The sequence below is a fragment of the Deinococcus sedimenti genome (genome assembly GCF_014648135.1).
In the GTDB taxonomy this organism is placed as follows: domain Bacteria; phylum Deinococcota; class Deinococci; order Deinococcales; family Deinococcaceae; genus Deinococcus; species Deinococcus sedimenti.
The window spans coordinates 43,298-62,056 of record NZ_BMQN01000013.1 but is presented as its reverse complement, the minus strand read 5'-3'; the positions used below and the strand labels follow the sequence as shown (position 1 = coordinate 62,056).

Annotated in this window: 17 protein-coding genes; 12 read left to right on the top strand and 5 right to left on the bottom strand. The window is 70.7% G+C overall.

Annotated elements, in window-relative coordinates:
- Positions 1-22 precede the first annotated feature (22 nt).
- The gene (locus IEY69_RS17100; RefSeq protein WP_189074361.1) at positions 23-1,357 is read right to left on the bottom strand and encodes a lamin tail domain-containing protein; all 1,335 of its coding nucleotides are present in this window, start codon (positions 1,355-1,357) and stop codon (positions 23-25) included.
- Between the two features lie 265 nt (positions 1,358-1,622).
- Here IEY69_RS17100 and pheS point away from each other — a divergent pair, with 265 nt between their 5' ends.
- The 4 genes from pheS to IEY69_RS17080 all read left to right on the top strand — a co-directional run bounded on the left by pheS (position 1,623) and on the right by IEY69_RS17080 (position 6,374).
- Entirely contained in the window at positions 1,623-2,642 is a 1,020-nt protein-coding gene (pheS, locus tag IEY69_RS17095) for a phenylalanine--tRNA ligase subunit alpha (protein WP_189074360.1), read from the top strand.
- A complete protein-coding gene (locus tag IEY69_RS17090) occupies positions 2,639-3,088 on the top strand; it encodes an NUDIX hydrolase (RefSeq protein WP_189074359.1) in 450 nt (149 codons plus the stop codon). The genes pheS and IEY69_RS17090 overlap by 4 nt, the downstream gene beginning before the upstream one ends.
- An 86-nt stretch (positions 3,089-3,174) precedes the next feature.
- Entirely contained in the window at positions 3,175-5,631 is a 2,457-nt protein-coding gene (locus tag IEY69_RS17085) for a phenylalanine--tRNA ligase subunit beta (protein WP_189074358.1), read from the top strand.
- A gap of 137 nt (positions 5,632-5,768) precedes the next feature.
- Positions 5,769-6,374, top strand: coding sequence for a hypothetical protein (locus tag IEY69_RS17080; protein ID WP_189074357.1), 606 nt, complete (start codon positions 5,769-5,771; stop codon positions 6,372-6,374).
- Positions 6,375-6,468: 94 nt separating this feature from the next.
- Here IEY69_RS17080 and IEY69_RS17075 read toward each other — a convergent pair whose 3' ends face one another.
- Positions 6,469-7,443 carry an NUDIX domain-containing protein gene (locus IEY69_RS17075; protein WP_189074356.1) on the bottom strand — a complete coding sequence of 325 codons (975 nt, stop codon included), beginning with the start codon at positions 7,441-7,443 and terminating at the stop codon, positions 6,469-6,471.
- A 26-nt stretch (positions 7,444-7,469) separates the two neighbouring features.
- On the opposite strand from IEY69_RS17075, the gene IEY69_RS17070 reads away from it, so the two are divergent.
- The 3 genes from IEY69_RS17070 to mscL all read left to right on the top strand — a co-directional run bounded on the left by IEY69_RS17070 (position 7,470) and on the right by mscL (position 10,686).
- On the top strand, positions 7,470-8,564 hold the full coding sequence (locus IEY69_RS17070) for a glycosyltransferase family 4 protein (RefSeq protein ID WP_229784061.1): 1,095 nt from the start codon (positions 7,470-7,472) through the stop codon (positions 8,562-8,564).
- A gap of 176 nt (positions 8,565-8,740) precedes the next feature.
- The gene (locus IEY69_RS17065; protein ID WP_189074355.1) at positions 8,741-10,255 is read left to right on the top strand and encodes a DUF512 domain-containing protein; all 1,515 of its coding nucleotides are present in this window, start codon (positions 8,741-8,743) and stop codon (positions 10,253-10,255) included.
- 50 nt (positions 10,256-10,305) lie between these two features.
- Entirely contained in the window at positions 10,306-10,686 is a 381-nt protein-coding gene (gene mscL / locus IEY69_RS17060; protein WP_189074354.1) for a large conductance mechanosensitive channel protein MscL, read from the top strand.
- An 80-nt stretch (positions 10,687-10,766) separates the two neighbouring features.
- Here the strand turns inward: mscL and IEY69_RS17055 are convergent, their stop codons facing one another.
- A complete protein-coding gene (locus IEY69_RS17055; protein ID WP_229784059.1) occupies positions 10,767-12,236 on the bottom strand; it encodes a serine hydrolase in 1,470 nt (489 codons plus the stop codon).
- A gap of 61 nt (positions 12,237-12,297) precedes the next feature.
- On the opposite strand from IEY69_RS17055, the gene gatC reads away from it, so the two are divergent.
- The 5 genes from gatC to IEY69_RS17030 all read left to right on the top strand — a co-directional run bounded on the left by gatC (position 12,298) and on the right by IEY69_RS17030 (position 15,753).
- Positions 12,298-12,591, top strand: coding sequence for an Asp-tRNA(Asn)/Glu-tRNA(Gln) amidotransferase subunit GatC (gatC, locus tag IEY69_RS17050; RefSeq protein WP_189074352.1), 294 nt, complete (start codon positions 12,298-12,300; stop codon positions 12,589-12,591).
- 70 nt (positions 12,592-12,661) lie between these two features.
- Positions 12,662-13,939, top strand: coding sequence for a serine--tRNA ligase (gene serS, locus IEY69_RS17045; RefSeq protein ID WP_189074351.1), 1,278 nt, complete (start codon positions 12,662-12,664; stop codon positions 13,937-13,939).
- Between the two features lie 75 nt (positions 13,940-14,014).
- Positions 14,015-14,566, top strand: coding sequence for a hypothetical protein (locus IEY69_RS17040; RefSeq protein WP_189074350.1), 552 nt, complete (start codon positions 14,015-14,017; stop codon positions 14,564-14,566).
- A 189-nt stretch (positions 14,567-14,755) separates the two neighbouring features.
- Positions 14,756-15,310 (top strand): DinB family protein, encoded by a 555-nt coding sequence (locus IEY69_RS17035; protein WP_189074349.1) that lies wholly within the window; start codon positions 14,756-14,758, stop codon positions 15,308-15,310.
- Positions 15,307-15,753 (top strand): hypothetical protein, encoded by a 447-nt coding sequence (locus IEY69_RS17030; RefSeq protein ID WP_189074348.1) that lies wholly within the window; start codon positions 15,307-15,309, stop codon positions 15,751-15,753. Before IEY69_RS17035 ends, IEY69_RS17030 begins: the two co-directional genes overlap by 4 nt.
- Positions 15,754-15,934: 181 nt before the next feature.
- Here the strand turns inward: IEY69_RS17030 and IEY69_RS17025 are convergent, their stop codons facing one another.
- Positions 15,935-18,091 (bottom strand): xanthine dehydrogenase family protein molybdopterin-binding subunit, encoded by a 2,157-nt coding sequence (locus IEY69_RS17025; protein WP_189074347.1) that lies wholly within the window; start codon positions 18,089-18,091, stop codon positions 15,935-15,937.
- A gap of 154 nt (positions 18,092-18,245) precedes the next feature.
- Entirely contained in the window at positions 18,246-18,704 is a 459-nt protein-coding gene (locus IEY69_RS17020) for a (2Fe-2S)-binding protein (protein WP_189074346.1), read from the bottom strand.
- Between the last annotated feature and the right edge of the window lie 55 nt (positions 18,705-18,759).

Below are 18,759 nucleotides of genomic sequence, written 5' to 3'. Positions count from 1 at the left end.
GAACGTGAAGATCAGGTGAAGGTCAGAGGTCCTTGGCCAGCCAGCGCACGATGTTCTTGCCCATCGTGGCGTTGCTGAGGTTCGGCCAGTTGTTGTACGTGCCGGTGCTGCCGTCCGAGTACGTGTTGTCCCCGAAGGTGCTGCTGTCGCCCCACATCGCCACGCGGCCCGACCCGACGCTGTTCACCGCGAGGTACGTCCTGCCGCCCGTGCCCATCAGCGCCGTGCCCGCCAGGACGTCCACGCTGGTCCCCACGTACACCCCGGCGCTGCTCACGCCGTTAAGGATCGGGTGGGTGGTCACGGGGGTCGCCGTGAGGACCGGGTCGCTGAAGCTGGAGTTGAACGACGCGTTCAGGCCGAAGATCACGTCACTGTTCAGGCTGGCCTGATACGTGCTGCTGACGCTGGCCGGCGTGCTGCCGTCCCAGCCGTTAAAGACTTCCGGGCTGTCCCAGCCGCTGTTGTTGCGGTCGCTGACGCGGTGATCGGTGATCATGAACACCCCACCGCCGTTCTGCACGAAGGTCTGGATCGCGGCGCGCTCGGCGTCACTGAAGGGGTTCTGCGGCTCGGGAATGACCAGCACCGACGCGCCCGACAGGCTGGCCGAGGTGATGCTCGTGCCCGTGATGCTGCTCACCGTGTAGCCCAGGCCGCGCAGAGCAGTCGCGTAATCGCTGTACGCCCCGTCAATGCGCCAGTCGGCGTTCCCGGCGTCTTCGGCCTTCGTCAGGTCGAACAGGACCTTCTTCGTGGTCGTGCCACCGCCGCCCGTCCCGCCCCCGTTCGCCGCGCCCGCCGTGCTGAGCTGAACCTTGAAGTCCACGCTGTTCGCATTCGTGTCCGAACCGTCTGGCACGCGTGCCAGGGCGCTCCCTGCCCCAGTCGTGGCGGCCGACGTGCCCTCGCCCTTGTTGCTGGTGGGTGAGCCGTACGCCACCGCGTCGATGATCGTGGTGCTCTTCAGCAGACGCAGGCTGCCCGCCCCGTTGTTCAGGTCCGCGCCCGCATTCACCAGATTCCGGCTCGCGACCGTCGTGTCCTGCGCCACCACGAAGTACCCGCTCGCTGGGATCGTCCCGGACAGCGTGATCGTGCGGTACTGCGTGCCCGCCGTGTCGAACGCCGCCAGCGTGTACCCACTCAGGCTCGCGCCCGCCGGGCCCTTCAACTCGATGAACGTCCCCACGTCCGTGCTGGGGGAGTCGTAGTACAGCTCGTTGATGACCGGCTCGCCCGCCGCCGCCAGGGCCGACAGGTTCGGCGCCGCAGCAGGCGTGCGACCACAGGAGGACAGCGCAAGGGAAACGGAGGCCAGCAGCACGAAGCCGCGCCGGACAGTTGAATTGAACATCGGGATACCATTCTTCGCTCAGATGTCAAGCAGATGTCAACACCACCGGGTCACCTCCACCCCACAGCCCCCCCGGTCCAGACTCCTCATCCCCACGAACCTGCTACCCTGAACCCCATGACGCCCCGGACCGGTACACCTTCGCCGTTTACCCGCACCGGGGTCACGCTCGCCTGAACCTCAGGCCGCAGCGAGCCACCCCGCCCGCACCCGCGAGGCGGGGCTTTTCATTGCCAGACTGTTCATTCCCCCCACCGGAGGACCCATGCAGCACGAAGCCATTCCCGAAATCCAGGCGGCCACCACCCTCGAAGCCCTGCAAGCCGTCAAGACCAAATACGTCGGCAAGAGCGGCCTCGTCACCCGCGAACTCGGCACCCTCGGAAAACTCCCACCCGAGGAACGCAAGACCCGCGGTGCCGAAATCAACGCCGTCCGGCAGGCCATCCAAGACGCCCTCGACACCCGCGAAACCACCCTGAAACGCGAAGCGCTCGACGCCCAGCTGGCCAGCGAAGCCATCGACGTCACCCTCCCCGGCCTCCCCCTCCCCGCAGGCGGCCTGCACCCCATCAACCGCGTCTACGACGACCTCACCGGCATCTACGAACGCCTCGGGTACACCGTCGTCGAAGGCCCCGAAGTCGAAGACGAACACCACAACTTCGAAGCCCTCAACGTCCCCTGGTACCACCCCGCCCGCGACCTCCAGGACACCTTCTGGCTCGAAGACGGCCGCCTCCTGCGCACCCACACCAGCCCCATGCAGATCCGCTACATGGTCGACCACGAACCCGACCTCAAAATCGTCGTGCGCGGCAAGGTCTACCGCTACGAAGCCACCGACGCCACCCACGAAAGCATGTTCCACCAGCTCGAAGGCCTCGTCGTCGGCGACCACATCAACATGGCCGACCTGAAAGGCACCATCGCCGAAATGGCCCGCGGCCTCTACGGCCCCCGCGCCAAAGTCCGCTTCCAACCCAGCTACTACCCCTTCGTCGAACCCGGCGCGGACTTCGCCGTGTACTGGGACAACCCCCGCGGCGAAAGCAAATGGCTCGAACTCGGCGGATGCGGCATGGTCCACCCCAACGTCTTCAAAGCCGTCGACGACCTCCGCGAAGCCCAGGGCAAACCCCGCGTGTACGAAGGCAAAACCGGCTTCGCATTCGGCCTCGGACCAGAACGCATCGCCATGCTCAAGTACAAAATCCCCGACATCCGCTACTTCTACGCCAACGACCCCCGCGTCATCGGACAGTTCCGAGGAGAACTGGAGTGAGAGCCCGCGCCGTCGCCATCATCCTCAACGATCAGGCCGAGGTGCTGCTGATGCTGCGCCGCAAGCAGGGCCGCGCGTACGCCACGCTGCCCGGCGGCGGCATCGAGGACGGCGAGACGCCCTCCCAGGCCTGCATCCGCGAGGTGCTGGAGGAAGTGAACCTGACCGTCACCGTCGGCCCGGAACTCCTCGTGCTGGAGAACATCGGCAATCTGGAACACTACTTCCAGGCGCACGTGCAGTCCGGCGAGATGCGCCTCGGCGACGGCCCCGAAGCGATCCGCAGCAGCGAGGAGAACTGGTACTCGCCGCAGTGGGTGCCCCTCACGGACCTGGAAAGCGTGAACCTCGTGCCCGAGCGGGCGCGGGAACTGGTGCGCGAGGTGGCGCACGGACCCCTCACCCCAACCCCTCTCCCCACGAGAGAGGGACTGACAGAAGGCTGAAGCCAGAGCGTTTTTCTCCCTCTCCTGTCTCGGAGAGGGCCGGGGTGAGGGGTTCCCTACCCCCCGACCAACTCAAGAGGTACTCAATGAAAATTCCGTATTCGTGGTTGAAGGAACTGGTGCCGGGTCTGCCGGTGGTGTCGGAGCTGGAGCCGATTTTCGCGCAGCTGGGTCTGCCGTTGGAGGGTGTGGAGGAGGTCGCGGCGCCGCCTGCGGGGGTGCTGCTGGTGACGGTGAGGTCGGCCGAGGCAATGCCGGGTACGCAGTTGACGCGCCTGACGCTGGATGTCGGTGAGCATGGCGAGCGGGTGATCGCGTCGGGTGCGGGGAACGCGGTGGGGTTGCCCGCTGGGACGATGCTGGCGCTGGTGTCGCCGGGCACGGAGCTGGGCGGGATGACGTATGGCGTGCGGGCGTTGCAGGGCGTGGAGTCGTGGGGTATGGCGGCGAGCGCGAAGGAGCTGGGCCTGGGTGAGAGCAGCGCGGGCCTGATGCTGTTCCCGGCGAACACCGCGAAGCCCGGGACGCCGATGCGGGAGCTGTGGGCGGCGGATCACGTGCTGGACGTGGAGGTCACCCCGAACCGTGCGGACGTGCTGAGTGCGCTGGGGTTGGCGCGGGATCTGGCGGCGTTCCTGAAGCTGGATCTGGTGGAACCGGCGGCGGGGCCGCAGGCGGTGGGGGAGGGCGAGATCCGCGTGTCCCTGCCCGAGAAGGGCATCCGGATCGAGCGGGACCCGACGCAGAAGCTGCGCTTCGGCTGCGACCGCTTCGTGGCCCGCACGGTCAGTGGCCTGCGGAACGGTCCGGCTCCGCTGTGGATGCAGCGTCGCGTGACGCTGGCGGGCATGCGCTCCATCGACCTGATCGTGGATACCAGCAATTACGTGATGCTGGAACTGGGTCAGCCGACGGCCCTGTACGACCGGCGGGACGTGCGTGGCGATCAGATTCTCGTGGCGTTCGGACTGCGGCAGGGCGAGCAGGTGCGCGACCTGCTGGGCGGCGAGCATGAGGTCGGCCCGGAGGACCTGCTGATCCTCGACGGCGCGCAGCCCGAGGTGTCCACCGTCGCGGATGCCTTCGAGACGGCGAAGCAGCCCAAAGTGGGCGACACGGTGCTGGGCATCGCGGGCATCGTGGGCGGCGACCACGGGCACGTCCGGGCGGACACGACGGACGTGGTGATCGAGGTCGCGCACTTCGACCCGGTGCTGCTGCGCCGCACGAGCACCCGCCTGGGCCTGAAGACCGACGCCGTGTACCGCTACGAGCGTGGCGTGGACCCCCTGCTGCCCGAACGCGCGGCGGCCCGACTGGTGGGCCTGCTGGGCGACGCGGGCGGGCAGGTGCACCCCGGCGCGACGGTCGTGGGCGACCCCGAGATTCCGGGCCGGATCGAGGCGACGGGTGAGCAGATCCGCGCGCTGCTGGGCATGCCGGTGGATACCGACGAGATGCGCGGCATCCTCACCCGCCTGGGCTGCGTCGTGGAAGGCGAGGGGGACGCGCTGAGTGTCGTGCCGCCCTCGTGGCGTGTGGACATGGCGATCTGGCAGGACCTCGCGGAGGAGGTCGCGCGCCTGCACGGCTTCGTGCACCTCCCCGAGAGCCTCCCCACCCTGCGCGTCCACGAGAGCAACGTCGGCGCGGAGAAGGAGGGCGTGGCCCGCGCCACGCTGCGCCGCACCCTGGCCGGACTGGGCGCGCAGGAGGTCGTCACGTACACCTTCACCAGCGACGAGGAAGCCCAGAAGGCCCGCACCGAGCAGCCCGGCGTGCGCCTGCGCAACCCCCTGACCGCCGACCGCACCGGGCTGCGCACCGCGCTGTACCCCAGCCTCGTGAAGGCCGCGCAGGCCCACGCGAAAGGCGACCGCGTGCTGATCTTCGAGATGGGCCGCATCTTCCCCGCCACCGGCGAGACGGAACGGGTGGGCCTGCTGATGCGCGGACCGCTGGCGCCCCGCACCGATCAGGCGGGCGTCGCCGGGGACTTCCGCGCGTTCAAGGGCCTCGTGGAGTCCCTGGCGGGCACCCTGGGTGCGAGCTTCGAACTGCGCCAGCTGCGTGGCGAGGCCGTCCCCAGCGCCCTGCACCCCGGCATCGCGGGTGAGGTCGTCTGGAACGGGCAGAGCGTCGGCTGGCTCGGCGCGCTGCACCCCGAGATCGCTCAGGCGTTCGGCCTCAAGGGCGACACCTTCCTGATGGAAGCCGCGCTGCCCCTGCCGGGCCGCGAGTGGGCATTCCGCGACCCCAGCCGCGCCCCCGCCGCGTGGCGCGACCTCGCCGTCATCACCCCCGCAGGCGTGAGCTACGGCGAGATCGCCGCCCTGCTGCGCGAACACGGCGGCACCCTGCTCGAAAGCGTGGAACCCTTCGACGTGTTCACCGGCGAGCAGATCGGCACGGGCAACCGCTCCGTCGCCGTCCGCCTCGTCTTCCGCGGCGACAAAACCCTCACCGACGCTGAAGTCGATCCCGTCATGGACGCCCTCATGGGCGCCGTCCGCGCACAGAGGTGGAACATCCGCGAGAAGTGACCCCTCTGCGGGGCAGCTCTTCGAGTCCACCCCTCCGGGGCACCTCCCCTCAAAGGGGATGCAGAAAGAGGCCAGGGCCATGTGCTCTGGCCTTTTGTCTGCGCAGTTCTCAGGAGCCTGACGGGCAGACTGGACGCATGTGGCGAACGCTTCTGCTGGCGGTGGCAATCCTGGGCGGGTCCGGTGTCGCGCAGGCGGTGGGGGCGCCCGTCGCGGTGCGGTTCGGGGCGCTGTACTGGATTGACGCGCAGGGGGGCGCGCCGGGGGTGGAGGCCGGGCGGGTGCGGGTGCCGCTGGTGGCCGCGTGCGACCTGCTGGGCCTGACCTGCCCGGTCGCGGGGCGTGCGGCGGTCGTCAATGGCGTGCGGGTGCCGGTCGTGGCGGGCCGGGTGGCGCTGCGTGACCTGATCGCGGCCCGGACGCCGTTCACCCTGACCTTCGACGCGCGTTCCCGGACGGCGGTGGTGAGCACCCCACCGACGGTCAACATGATTGCCGTGCCGTGGATGAGGGCCGAGCAGGACTGGGGCCTGTCCCTGAATCCACCCTACCGGGGGCCGCTCTGGGCCCAGCGGGGCGCACCGGAGCGCGCGCCGTCGCGGTTGCGGCGCTACGTGCTGACCTCCGGCGCTGGGTGGCGTGACGCTGCTGGGTCACCTTCCGGCGGGCGTAGGTTCGACGACAGGTGGGCTGACGGTCGTGGGAGCAAAGGCCCCGTCCCTGCCGGACACGCCGAACCGTGACCCGGGCTGCGGCGCCCGCCCCCGCTGCGAGGGGCGCGCCGACGTACGGGCGCTGTGGGTGCTCGCGGCTGTGGAGGCCACCCGCTGAGTCGGGTCAGCCGTGCGTGCGCCACCAGCGGAGGTTTGCGCGGATCAGTTCGCCGCTCAGGTCCTCTTCGGGGGGGAGGTCTTCGGGGCTGAACCAGCCGACGTCCAGCACCTCGCCCTCCTGGGGGGTGAGGGTGCCGGTGACGCCGTGGGCGCGGTACAGGACCGACACGAAGTCCACGACGTGTCCGTTGGGGTACGTGAAGCGGTATTCGGGGCCGGCGAACATGCGCAGTGGGTGCAGGTGGGCGGCGCGGAGGCCGGTCTCCTCGAACAGTTCGCGGGCGGCGGTCCCCGCGAAGGTCTCGCCGGGTTCCAAGCTGCCGCCGGGTAGGGTCCACAGGCGGGTGTGCCCGTGCCGCAGCAGCAGGAGACGCCCTTGGTCGTCGGTGACGAGGACGTTCGAGCCGGGCGCGAACCAGGGGCGCGGGCCGATCACGCGCCGCAGATCCATCAGGAAATTCCCGATCGGTGGTGCGGGTGGGGTGGGCGCCAGTGGCAGGGCTGGAAGGCCTGCGCGGGCACGCAGGACGTTCATACTGGCGCGGTTGGCGTTGTTGCTCAGGTCCGGCAGGGCGTCCAGCGGGAACCATCGCAGGTCCAGCGTCTCGCCGCTGTCGTCCGATGCGGCCCGTTCCAGCGCGGCGGCGGGGAGCGTGCCGTGCGCCCGCATCCCGATGATGTAGATCTCATGGCCGTTCGGGTAGCGGTGGAACAGCTCCGGGCCGTCCTGCAGGCCCTCGGGCAGTGGCAGTAGCGTCAGGTTCGGGCAGTCCAGGCCGGTCTCCTCGAACAGTTCGCGGCGGGCTCCGGTCAGGAAGTCCTCGCCGGGTTCCAGCGCGCCGCCCGGTTCGCCCCACAGGCCGTCGTCGCCGCGGCGTTGCAGCAGCACCCGCCCGTGCTCGTCCTGAATCAGGACTCCGGCGGACGCGGCCATCAGGGGGCGGTTGCCCCATACCTCACGGAGTTGCATCAGGGTCATCGGGCCTTACGGTACCCTGGCCCGTGATGAGGACCGATGCTGCGCCGCTGCGCGTGCTGTTCGTGACCGACGCGCCCGCCGTGGGCGGCAGCGAGGTCTACATGCGCGAGATCATCCCCCCCATGCGCGGTCACGGGGTGCACGCCGAGGTCGCCATGCCGGACGTGCCGGGCACCACCGACTTCCGCGCGCAGCTTCAGGAACGCGGCATTCCCGTGCACGCCTACCGCACCCTGGACGAGGTCGCCCGTGTGGAGCGGGAGGGTCGGGGCTTCGACCTGACGGTCCTGAGCAGCTGGAATCCGCGCGGATACCGCAAGTACTACCGCGCGCTGCGCGGGCCGTTCGTGTCGCTGGTGCACGATCAGCTGATGCTGCACATTCCGGGCCTGCCGCAGGGCGCATACCGCGCGTGCTACGAGTGGTTGCAGGCGGGGGACATCCGCGGCGCGCAGCACGTGATCACCGTGTCCGAGTGGGGCGCCGAGTACCTGCGGAAGCACCACCGCATGACGCAGGTGCACGCGGTGCCGAACGGCGTGGACACCGTGAAGTTCCGCCCCGGCGACCCGCAGGAACGCGCCGCGCTGCGTGAGCGCCTGGGCTTCAAAGGTTTCACGGTGCTGAACCCGGCCCGCATGAGCATCGAGAAGAACCACCCGGCGGTCATCGCCACGGCGTGGCAGGCGCCGGAACTGCACTTCGTTCTGGTGGGCACCGGGTACCTGGAACCCGCCCTGAAACGCGCCGCGCCGCGCAATGTGACGTTCCTGGGCAAACGGCACGACATGCCGGACCTGTACCGCGCGGCGGACGTGGTGCTGCAACCCACCATCGCGGAGAACCAGTCGCTGGCGACCCTGGAGGCCCTGGCGAGCGGCACGCCGGTCGTCACGAACGACATTCCCGCGCAGCGCGAACTGATCCGCATGGGCCAGGAGGGCCTGCTCGTGCGCGGCGGCGCGCCCGGCTACGCGGCGGCCCTGCGGGCGCTGGCGGCCCACCCGGACGCCCTGCGCCGCATGGGGATCGCGGCGCGACAGAGCGTGCTGGACGGGCACACGCTGGACGGGAACGCCCGGCACCTCGCCACGCTGCTGACCCAACTGGCCGGGCGCTGACCGGCCGGGCGGGCGCTGGCCCCCGGCGGGTGAACCTGTGCCCGCTCACACCTGACCCTGGGCGCGGCTGTTATGCTGCTGTGCTTGAGGCGAGGCCCCCACGGGTGGCCCGCGCGTGCAGGTGCAGTGATGCAGGTGAGGGGCCGCCACAGCGTCCCGAAAAGGGGTGAAGTGACGTGACGGCAGCCGAACAGATTCAGGATCAGGTGTTTCCCGCGCCCATCAAGACCGTGGAGGCGGGCAGCGCCGCCGAACGTGCCGGCGTGCGCCCCGGCGACGTGCTGCTGCGCGTGAACGGGCAGGCCGTCACGGACGTCCTCGCGTACCGCCACCTGCTCTCGCAGGGCCGGGCGACGCTGGAGATCGCCCGCCCACAGGAGGCGCCGCGCGTCATGACCGGCGTGCCCGGCACCGCGCAGGACCACCACCGCCTCTTCCTGCCCACGGCGCCCAGCCTGGACGACACGTTCACGTTCAGCGTCGAGTGGGAGGACCCGGGCCTGGAGTTCGAGGAGGTGCTGTTCGACGGCATCAAGAAATGCGCGAACAAGTGCGACTTCTGCTACGTGCACCAGATGCCCCGCGGCTTCCGCAAGAGTCTCTACATCATGGACGACGACTACCGCCTGTCGTTCCTGTACGGCTCGTTCGTGACGCTGACGAACCTCTCCGAGAACGACATCCGGCGGATCGAGGACGAGAACCTCTCGCCGCTGTACGTGTCGGTCCACACCGCGAACCAGGACCTGCGCCAGGACATGATGAAGTGGTGGCGCCTGAAGGTGAAGGACCCCCAGGCCGTGCAGATCCGCAGCATGATCGAGCGGCTGGAGCAGATCGACCTGTACACCCAGATCGTGCTCGTGCCCGAACGCAACGACCGCGAGAACCTCGACGAGACCGTCGAGTACCTGTCGAGCCGCCCGAACGTGATCAGCGCGGCGGTCGTGCCGATCGGCCTGACCAGCCACCGCACGAACCTCCCGGACGTGCGCGTGTTCTCCCGCGAGGAAGCGCAGGACACCCTGCGCCGCCTGAACGTGTGGCGTAAGCAGTTCCTCGCCGAGCGCGGCACCCGCTTCGTGTTCCCGTCGGACGAGCTGTACCTGCTGGCCGGTGAGCCGCTCCCCACCGAGGAGGAGTACGAGGGCTTCCCCATGCTGGAAAACGGCGTGGGCATGATCCGCGACTTCCTCACCGAGGGCATTCCGGAGCTGCCCGACGCGCTGCCCGAACCCCGGCGCGTGATCCTGGGCACCGGCACGCTGTTCGCCGAGTCCCTGGACCGCGCCGTGGAACCCCTGCGCGCCATCAGAAACCTGAGCATCGAGGTGCGCGCCGTCGAGAACAAGACCTTCGGGAAGGTCACGACCGTCGCGGGCCTCCTGACGGGCCGCTGCTTCCGGCACGCCATCAAGCCCGGCGAGGCCGACCTGCTGATCGTGCCCCCCACCACCCTGCGCTACGGCACCGAACTGATGCTGGACGACGTCAGCCTGAGCGAACTGCGCGCCGAGCTGCGCATGGACATCCGCGCCGGCGGGTCCACGCTGGGTGAACTGACCCGCGTGATCCTCCAGGGCGCGCAGAGCAGCGGCCCGCAGTTCGGCATGAGCGCCCACGCCGTCAAGGACACTGCCGAACCCGTGTCCGTGCAGGTTGCCGAGCAGAACATGCGCGGACAGGCGTAAGCCCCCCGCCGGACTTGCCGACCTGCGCGGTGACCTGACACACTCGGCGTATGTTGAGTGGATTCCAGAAGTTCCTGCTGCGCGGCAATCTCATCGACCTGGCGGTCGGCGTCATCATCGGCGCGGCGTTCAGCGGCGTCGTCAAGACCTTCACCGAGGGCGTGATCATGCCGATCATCGGCATCTTCGGCGGCGTCCCCAACTTCGACGCGCTGCAGTTCACGATCAACGGCAGCATCTTCAAGTACGGCACGTTCCTCACGGCGCTCGTCAGCTTCGCCATCACCGCCGCCGTCATCTACTTCTTCGTGATCACCCCCTTCAACCGCCTGATGGAACGCTTCAAGCGCGAGGAGAAACCCGCCGTCGCCGAACCCAGCAACGAGGAGAAACTGCTGGCCGAGATCCGCGACGAACTGCGCCGCCGCTGAAACCCACACCACGGCAGGCAGGAGGTCCCCCGAGCCGTTGGGCACCGGGGGACCTCCTGTCTGCCGTGGGCGTCGCCGGGTTATTTCAGGAGATCCAGAGTCGCGCCGTACAGCCCGACGAACGCGTCCTCCTGCAGGGGGACCGGGGCGTTCCAGGTGGCACTCACGCAGTACGTGCGCCCGGTCAGGGTGGTGACCTGCGTGGTCAGGTTCAGCACGCCGGGCTCGCTGCCGCCCTTGTAACTGACGCTGCGGAAGCTCGCCGGGTCGGCCACGCCGGGGTTCAGTTGCGTCTCCTTCAGGGCCGCCACGTCGTTCATCAGGCGGCACAGCGTGGCGGGCGTGGCGAACCACTCCACGTCCCGCGCCAGAGGGCCGCCCGCGAAGTCGGCGGCGGCGGGTAGCGGCGCCACGCGGGCACGCTCCAGCACTGCGCGGCGCGCGGGCACGTTCAGGGTCGCGGCGCGGTACTCAGCGAGCAGCGCGGCGTTCGCGGGGTTCTTCAGGGCGAAGGCCTCGCGGGTGTTCAGGAAGGGTCGCTGGCCGAAGCGGGCCTCCACGCCCGCGCGGCCCACCACGCCCAGCAGCAGGTCGGTGGCGGTGTTGTCACTCTGCGCGATCATCCGCGCCGCCAGGTCCCGCAGCGTGTACCGGCTGCCCGTGGGGGCGTCCTGCAGGGTCCCGCTGGGCAGGCTGCGGTCCGCGTCGGTCAGGGTCACCTCGTCCGTCCACTGCCGCCGCCCGGCGTTGACCTGCGCTTGCAGTTCGGCCAGGATCGCCAGTTTGAACGTGGAGCCGACCGCCAGGGGCCGCGTGACGTTCAGCGCGGCGGCGGGCGTGGGCGCACCGACCTCCTGCACGAGGAGGCTGACCTGACCGGGCAGGGCCGCGAAGGCCGCGCGGGCCTCGTCCAGCGACGTGAAGACCGGCGGGGGCGGCGTGAGCAGCAGTCCCGTCACGCGGCCCTGGTCGTCCAGCGAGAACTGCGTGACGTTCAGCTGCCCCCGCTCGAAGATCAGGGCCGCCATCTGCGCGCCGATCTGCACGTCCTTCAGGGCACCGAACTGCGCCGTGACGTCGTCCAGCAGGGCGCGCAGTTGCGCTTCCGGCACGGCCGCCAGGAAGTCCGGCGCGAACATCGAAACGTCCAGCGGGCCGCTGAAGATGCGGGTCAGGACCTCGCGCGGCGAGCCCGCCCCGGACGCCGTCGCCATGAGCGGCACGAAACGCAGGCCCGTGAAGCGCCCCTGGTCGTCCAGCGCCGCCAGCACGTTCAGTTCACCGCGGTCGAACACCGCCACGAGCAGGTCGCCGCGCGTCTCGGTCCGCACGAACGGACCCAGCTGGGCGGTCAGGCCGTCCAGCGCCGCCTGGAGGCCGTCGGCGGGCAGGGCCGCCAGGAAGGACGGCGCCAGCCACCCGGACTGCACCGGGCCGCTGAACAGGCGCGTCACGGCGTCCGGCAGGCTGGACGGCGTCTGAGTGGGTGTCTGGGCCTGCGCGGGCAGGGTGGCGGTCAGGCCGATCAGGGCAGCGGTGAGGGGGCGCATGTCAGGCACTACGCCAGTGGGCGGGTGCGGGTTCCGGGGGCCGCCACCTATACTTCTGGGCATGATTGACGCGGCCCAGATCGACCACCTCGCGCAGCTCGCGCGGCTGCACCTGACTGCGGAGGAACGCGCGGCCATGCAGGCCGACCTGACCCGCGTGCTCGGCTACTTCGAGCAGCTCAGCGAGGTGGACACCGACGGCGTGCAGGAGATGCAGCGCCCCGTGACCCTCGTGAACGTCCTGCGCGACGACGTGGCAGGCGACGTGTTCCCCGTGGCGACCGTCACCGCGCTGGCGCCCGAGAGCATGCCCGACGGGCACATCCGCGTGCCCCGCACCGTGGAGACCGACTGATGACGGGCAAGACGCTCAGGGGCGGCCCCTCGCTTGACTTGATGGTCACCGACCGTCTCTGGAGGCTGTGATGCTGGATCTGAAATTCATCCGTGAGAACGCCGGGGCGGTGAAGCACGCCGTGGACGTCAAGGGCGTGAACCTCGACATCGACGAGCTGCTGCGCCTCGACCGTGAACTGGTGGACCTCAAGCAGCGCGTGGAGGCCATGCAGGCCGAACGCAACGCCAACGCCAAACTGGTCCCCAAGGCGACGCCCGAGGAGCGCCCCACCCTGATCCAGCGCGGCAAGGACCTCGCCGAGGAGATCAAGGCGCTCGACCCGGCCCTGCGCGCCCACGAGGACAACCTCAGGCAGCTGCTGCTGCGCGTCCCGAACATCCCGCACGCCTCTGTGCCGGTCGGGCGGGACGACAGCGAGAACGTCGAACTGCGCCGCGAGGGTCAACTTCCCACCTTCGACTTCACGCCGCTGGACCACGTGGACCTGCTGGAGAAGCAGGGCTGGAGCGACCCCGAGCGGGTGGCGCGCGTGTCCGGCAGCCGCAGCTACCTCCTGAAGGGCGAGGCGGTCATGCTGGAAATGGCGGTCCTGATGTTCGCCATGGACTTCCTGTCCGGCCGGGGCTTCACGCCGCTGTCCACCACCGCCCTGGCGCGCCCCGAGGCGTTCGTCGGCAGCGGGCACTTCCCCGGCGGGGAAGATCAGGTGTACAAGATCGAGGGCGACGAGCTGATGCTCGCCGGGACCGCCGAGGTCCCCGTGAACAGCCTGTACGCCGGGGAGCAGCTGAGCCTGGAGCAACTGCCGATCGCTTACGCCGCGATCAGCGCCGCGTTCCGCAGCGAGGCCGGGAGTGCCGGGCGGGACGTGCGCGGATTGATCCGCGTGCACGAGTTCCGCAAGGTCGAGCAGTACGTCCTGTGCCGCGCCGACGAGCAAGAAGCCCTGGACTGGTTCGGGAAGATCCTCGGGAACGCCGAGGCGCTCCTCGCGGCGCTGGAACTCCCGTACCGGGTCGTGCAGAACTGCACGGGCGACATGGGCGCCGGGAAGGTCCTGATGTACGACATCGAGACCTGGGTGCCCAGCGAGGAGAAGTACCGCGAGACGCACTCCTGCTCGTACCTGGGCGACTGGCAGGCCCGCCGCACCGGCCTGCGCTACCGCGACGAGCACGGCAAACTCGTGTACGCGCACACCCTGAACAACACCGGCATCGCCGCGCCGCGCATCCTCGTGCCGCTGCTGGAAAACCACCAGCAGGCCGACGGGACCATCCGCGTGCCGGAGGCGCTGCGCCCCTACCTGGGCGGCAAGGCCGTGCTGGGCCAGCCCGTCCGCTGACTTCAGGAACGGGGGAGAGGGGGGCCGCGCTGACCTGCGGCCCCGTGTCTTGTGCCGTCCCGGTACCCTGCGGACATGAAGCTGCTGCGCGCCGCCCTGCTGCCGCTGCTCCTGCTCACGCCCGCGCAGGCCGGGGGCGCGCCGGAACCTGCCTGGATCGGGCGCGCGGTGGACGTGCCCGCCACGCCGCTGTGCCGGGCACTGCGCTGCACCCTCCAGACCGTCCGCGAGAACACCCCGGACACCCTGGGCGGACATGACGGCCAGCAGCGGACCTACCGCACCGCGACCGGCTGGCGGCTGGAGGTGGACGTCCGCCCCGGCGGCCAGGTCAGCGGCGCGCGGCTGCTGCGCCCCGGCGCCCCGCGCGGCACCCGCCTGACCGCCGCGCAGACCCGCGAGGCCGCCGCGTTCCTGAGCGCCCTGACCGGTCGGGCCTTCCGGCCACAGGCCGTGCAGGACTGCCTCACCGCCGGGCTGGCCGCGCAGGACCGGGACTTCGACGCCTACGGCCCTACCGACCCCCTGAGCCGCTGGAGTACGCCCGCCGGGTGGCCGTTCCGGGCACGTTGCGGCGTGGCGGGCGCGGGCCCGCTGGGCGTGTGGGCCGGGTGGAGGCAGGGCTGATCCGGATTCCGTCTGTTTCGTTCACAACCCGGAAGGACACCGGGTTGCCAACTCCACGCCCGGAGGGGCGTTTCTCTTGTGCTCGCGCTGCTGCGCAGCTCTACGAGTCCGCTCGGGTTGAACGGTTTTGCAACCCGTTCAACCGGAGTGCGTATGACCGCGCCGGGCCGCGCGGCGTACACTGCCCGCATGACCAAACCGCTGCTGGACCCGGCCGCCCTGGCCCCCATGGGCGCCACGCCCGAGGACGTCCGCGCCCGTCTGGACCGCGAACTCGACCTGTTCCACGCGCACCTGCGCACCCGCGCAGACGACTGGACCCGCACCCAGCCGGGCCGCGACTGGAGCCCCGCGCAGGAGGCCGAGCACGTCCTGAAGATCAACGATTCCATCGCGCGCGGCGTCGGCCTGCTGCTGTCCGAACGTGAACTGCGCCCCATGCCGCAGATGCCCGGTGAACTCACGCCCGACGGTCGCCGCGTCGCCCCGCCCCACACCCAGCCCGGCGCTGCGGGCCTCGCGTGGGACGACCTGGACGCCACCTGGACGCAGAGCCGCGCGGGCCTGAGCACCGTCACGGGCGCGCTGCGCGCCACGCCGGGCCGGACCCTGTGGCACCCGTTCTTCGGGGAGCTGGACGCGCTCGACTGGACGCGCATGGTCGCCACGCACCTGTACCAGCACCGCAAGGCCCTGGAACGGAGTGCCCAGCCGCAGAGCCTTCAGGAGCCGAACACCCCGTGACGGCCCCGACCTCCCGCACGGACAAGGGCACGCGCGGGTTCGACATCGACCTGCACGTCACCTTCACCCGCCCGCTGCCCGAAGCGCAGGCCCGCGCCGCGCTGCTGGCCCTGCCGGGCTTCACGGTGGACCTGTACCGCCCGCACCCCAACCCCACCGGCCAGACCCACACCGGACAGACTCCCACCCAGACCCCGGAGGAGGTGCCGGGCGTGCCCTCCGCGCGCCTGACCGGCCCCCTGACCGACCCGGACGCCGTCCGCGCCGGACTCGCCGCGCTGCTGGGCGGGGACGCCCGTTACGTCGAGGTCGGCCTGCGCGGCTTCCTGCGCAGTGCCCAGGGGCAGACCGAATGGATGCCCTGGCGCCGCAACGTCGTCCTGCCGCGCGCCGACGTCGCCCGCGTCACCTTCGAGGAGAGCATCCGCTTCGTGCTGGAATGACATCGACTCCGGTGGAATGGTTGGCGAGAACCTTTCCACCCGAGCGGATGCGACTCGCAGAGCTGCCCCGCAGAGGAGGAGAAGAAGGGGGCCCGGGAGTGGAGTGGGGAGGACCGGTGTCGTTCCGATCCATCCACGAAACGGACGGGCTCCCGCCCATGCGTGGCCCGGATGCTGAAGCTCAGCTTCCGGGGCGCAGGGGCAGGGTCCGCAGGCGCTGGCCGGTCAGGGTGAACACCGCGTTCGCCACGGCGGCCGCCGCCGGGCCCATCACGGGTTCGCCCAGGCCCTGCGGGTCCTCGCCGCTCTCGATCAGGATCACCTCGACCTCCGGCGCGTCCCGCAGGGGCAGGAGGCGGTACCGGTCGAAGTTCGACTCGACCACCCGCCCGTCCTGAATGGTCAGTTCCTCGTGCAGCGCGGAACTCAGGGCCATCATCACCGACCCCTGGATCTGCAGCCGCGCGCCGTCCGGGTTCACGACCAGTCCGGGGTCCACGGCGACCGTCACGCGGTGCACCCGCACCCGTCCGCCGTCCACCGAGACCTCCGCCACCAGCGCCGAGGCGGTGTTCAGGTCCAGGCAGCACGCCACGCCGCGCGCCCGGCCCGCCGCGACGGGCGTGCCCCACCCGGCCGCCCGCGCGGCGCGGTCCAGCACGGTCCGCAGGCGACCCTCGTCCCCGCTGCTTCCCAGGTGCCGCAGTCGGAACGCCAGGGGGTCCACCCGCGCGGCGTGCGCGAGTTCGTCCATGAAGCTCTCCAGCGCGAACGTGTTCGGCAGGACGCCCAGGCCGCGCCAGTACCCGGTCGGGACGGGCAGCGCCTCGCGGCGGTTCACGACCCGGTACGCCGGAAGGTCGTACGGCAGGAACTGCCCCAGCAGGCCGCCCGGATCGAACCCCAGTGCGTCCCGCACGAATTCCGGCAGGCCCGTCTGCCCCCAGATGATGTCGCCGCCCGCCGTGAACTGCTCCACGCCCCGCACCCGCCCGTCCGCGCCCACACTGCCGCGCAGGACGTGATGGGTCGGCGGGCGGTAGAAGGCGTGCTGCAGGTCCTCCTCGCGCGTCCAGCCGACATGCACGGGCTTCCCGACCGCCGCCGAGAGCCGCGCGGCCTCCAGCGCCGCGTGCTGCCCCGCCTTGCGCCCGAAGCCCCCGCCCAGCTGCGTCGGGTGCACGAGGACCTCGCGGTCCTTGCCGAACACGCCGCGCAGGTCGTCGACGATCTTCTGCGGGTACTGCGTGGACGCCCACACCTCGATCCGCCCGCCCGCTTTCACGTCCGCCAGGGCCGCCAGGGGTTCCAGGTGCGCGTGCGCGGCCAGTGGCGTGCGGTACTCGGCCCGCACCACCGTCCCCCCATCCAGGGCCGCGCGGACGTTCCCGCGCCGCCGCAGCACCGACCCCGACCCTGCCTGAATCTGCGCGTCCAGATCGGCGCTGCTGGCGGTCGTGCCGCCCTCCCAGCGCAGGTCCAGGGAAGATAGCGCCGCGCGGGCCTGCGTGCGCGTCCGTGCGACCACACCCGCGAAGCCCGCCTTCAGGTCGATCACGACCCGCTCCACGCCCGGCTGCCGTCCCGCCGCGCCCGCCGACGCCGACACCAGCCGCGCCCCGAACCGCGGCGGGCGCGCCACCGCGCCGAACAGCATGCCCGGCAGACGCGCGTCGTACCCGTACGTCGCCGTGCCGAGCACCTTGTCCCGGAAGTCCGTGCGCGGCATGGCCCGCCCGATCCGTTTGAAGTCCCGCCGCGCCTTCAGCACGGGCGCGGCCTCCGGAATCACCCACTCGCCCTGCTTGCCCGCCACGACCTGCGCGTACCCGATGCGCTCGCGCGAACCCGCCACGAAGAACGACCCACCGGCCGCCGTCAACCGCGCCGCCGGAACGCCCAGCTGCCGCGCCGCCTCCTCCCGCAGGAGTTCGCGCAGGGTCGCCGCCGCCTCGCGCAGCGGGCGGTACAGGGCCTTCACGCTGGTCGAACCGAACGTGAACATCGTGCCGCCCGCGTAGCCGCGCGCCGTGTCCGCCTGCCGCACCGTCAGCTGCTCCGGCGTGACCTCCAGCTCCTCCGCCGCGATCTGCGCCAGCGCCGTGTGAATGCCCTGCCCCATCTCGACCTTCGGGACGAAGAACGTCACCCCGGCGGGCGTCACCTCGAACCACAGGTCCGGGTCGCGCGGCGCGTCCTGCGGCCCCGTACCGTTCTCCTCGATGAACTCCACGAGCGCCGGACGGCCCGCGTTCAGCGCCAGCGGCGCCCCCACGATCAGCACCCCCGCGCCGCTGCCCAGGCCGATCAGGACCCGGCGGCGCGTGACGGGCTTCACAGGCCCTCCGGTTGGACGGGTGTCGTGTACCGTTCAACCCGAGCGGAGGCGACTCGCAGAGCTGCCTCGCAGAGGAGGAGAGATAAGGGTTCCGGGCGTGGAGCTGGCAGATCGGTGGTGTTCCGATCTGCGGGCGGAACAGACGGAACCCGTTTCACAGGCCCCCTCGTTTCAACTCTGCTGCGCGGGCGACCGCCCGGCGGATCGCGTTGTACCCGCCGCAGCGGCACAGGTTGATGCCCGCCGCCTCCTCGATCTGCGCGGGCGTGGGGTCCGGCGTGCGGTCCAGCAGGGCCGCCGCCGACATCAGGTGCCCGGGCAGGCACCACCCGCACTGCAACGGATTTTCCAGGAACGCCTGCTGCACCGGATGCAGCCGCTCGCCGCGCGCGAGGCCCTCGACGGTCGTGACCTCGCGTCCTGCCGCCGCGCTCGCCGGGGTCAGGCACGCGCGGGTGACCTGCCCGCCGACCAGGACCGTGCAGCTGCCGCACGCGCCGATCCCGCAGCCGTAGTGCGTGCCGGTCAGGCCCAGTTCGTCGCGCAGCACCCACACCAGCATCTCGTCGGGGTGCGCGACCTCGCGGCGCTGGCCGTTCACGGTCAGTTGCACGCCGACCCCTGTTCACCGTTGTTCATGAAGCCAGCTTAATCAGGCGGCCGCCGCG

What these genes read in the sequence shown, in the direction of transcription:
- IEY69_RS17100 (WP_189074361.1), bottom strand. Translation starts at nt 1,357, where the DNA reads ATGTTCAATTCAACTGTCCGGCGCGGCTTCGTGCTGCTGGCCTCCGTT.
- IEY69_RS17070 (WP_229784061.1), top strand. Translation starts at nt 7,470, where the DNA reads ATGAGGACCGATGCTGCGCCGCTGCGCGTGCTGTTCGTGACCGACGCG.
- IEY69_RS17040 (WP_189074350.1), top strand. Translation starts at nt 14,015, where the DNA reads ATGAAGCTGCTGCGCGCCGCCCTGCTGCCGCTGCTCCTGCTCACGCCC.
- serS (WP_189074351.1), top strand. Translation starts at nt 12,662, where the DNA reads ATGCTGGATCTGAAATTCATCCGTGAGAACGCCGGGGCGGTGAAGCAC.
- gatC (WP_189074352.1), top strand. Translation starts at nt 12,298, where the DNA reads ATGATTGACGCGGCCCAGATCGACCACCTCGCGCAGCTCGCGCGGCTG.
- pheS (WP_189074360.1), top strand. Translation starts at nt 1,623, where the DNA reads ATGCAGCACGAAGCCATTCCCGAAATCCAGGCGGCCACCACCCTCGAA.
- IEY69_RS17055 (WP_229784059.1), bottom strand. Translation starts at nt 12,236, where the DNA reads ATGCGCCCCCTCACCGCTGCCCTGATCGGCCTGACCGCCACCCTGCCC.
- IEY69_RS17080 (WP_189074357.1), top strand. Translation starts at nt 5,769, where the DNA reads ATGTGGCGAACGCTTCTGCTGGCGGTGGCAATCCTGGGCGGGTCCGGT.
- IEY69_RS17075 (WP_189074356.1), bottom strand. Translation starts at nt 7,443, where the DNA reads ATGACCCTGATGCAACTCCGTGAGGTATGGGGCAACCGCCCCCTGATG.
- mscL (WP_189074354.1), top strand. Translation starts at nt 10,306, where the DNA reads ATGTTGAGTGGATTCCAGAAGTTCCTGCTGCGCGGCAATCTCATCGAC.
- IEY69_RS17085 (WP_189074358.1), top strand. Translation starts at nt 3,175, where the DNA reads ATGAAAATTCCGTATTCGTGGTTGAAGGAACTGGTGCCGGGTCTGCCG.
- IEY69_RS17035 (WP_189074349.1), top strand. Translation starts at nt 14,756, where the DNA reads ATGACCAAACCGCTGCTGGACCCGGCCGCCCTGGCCCCCATGGGCGCC.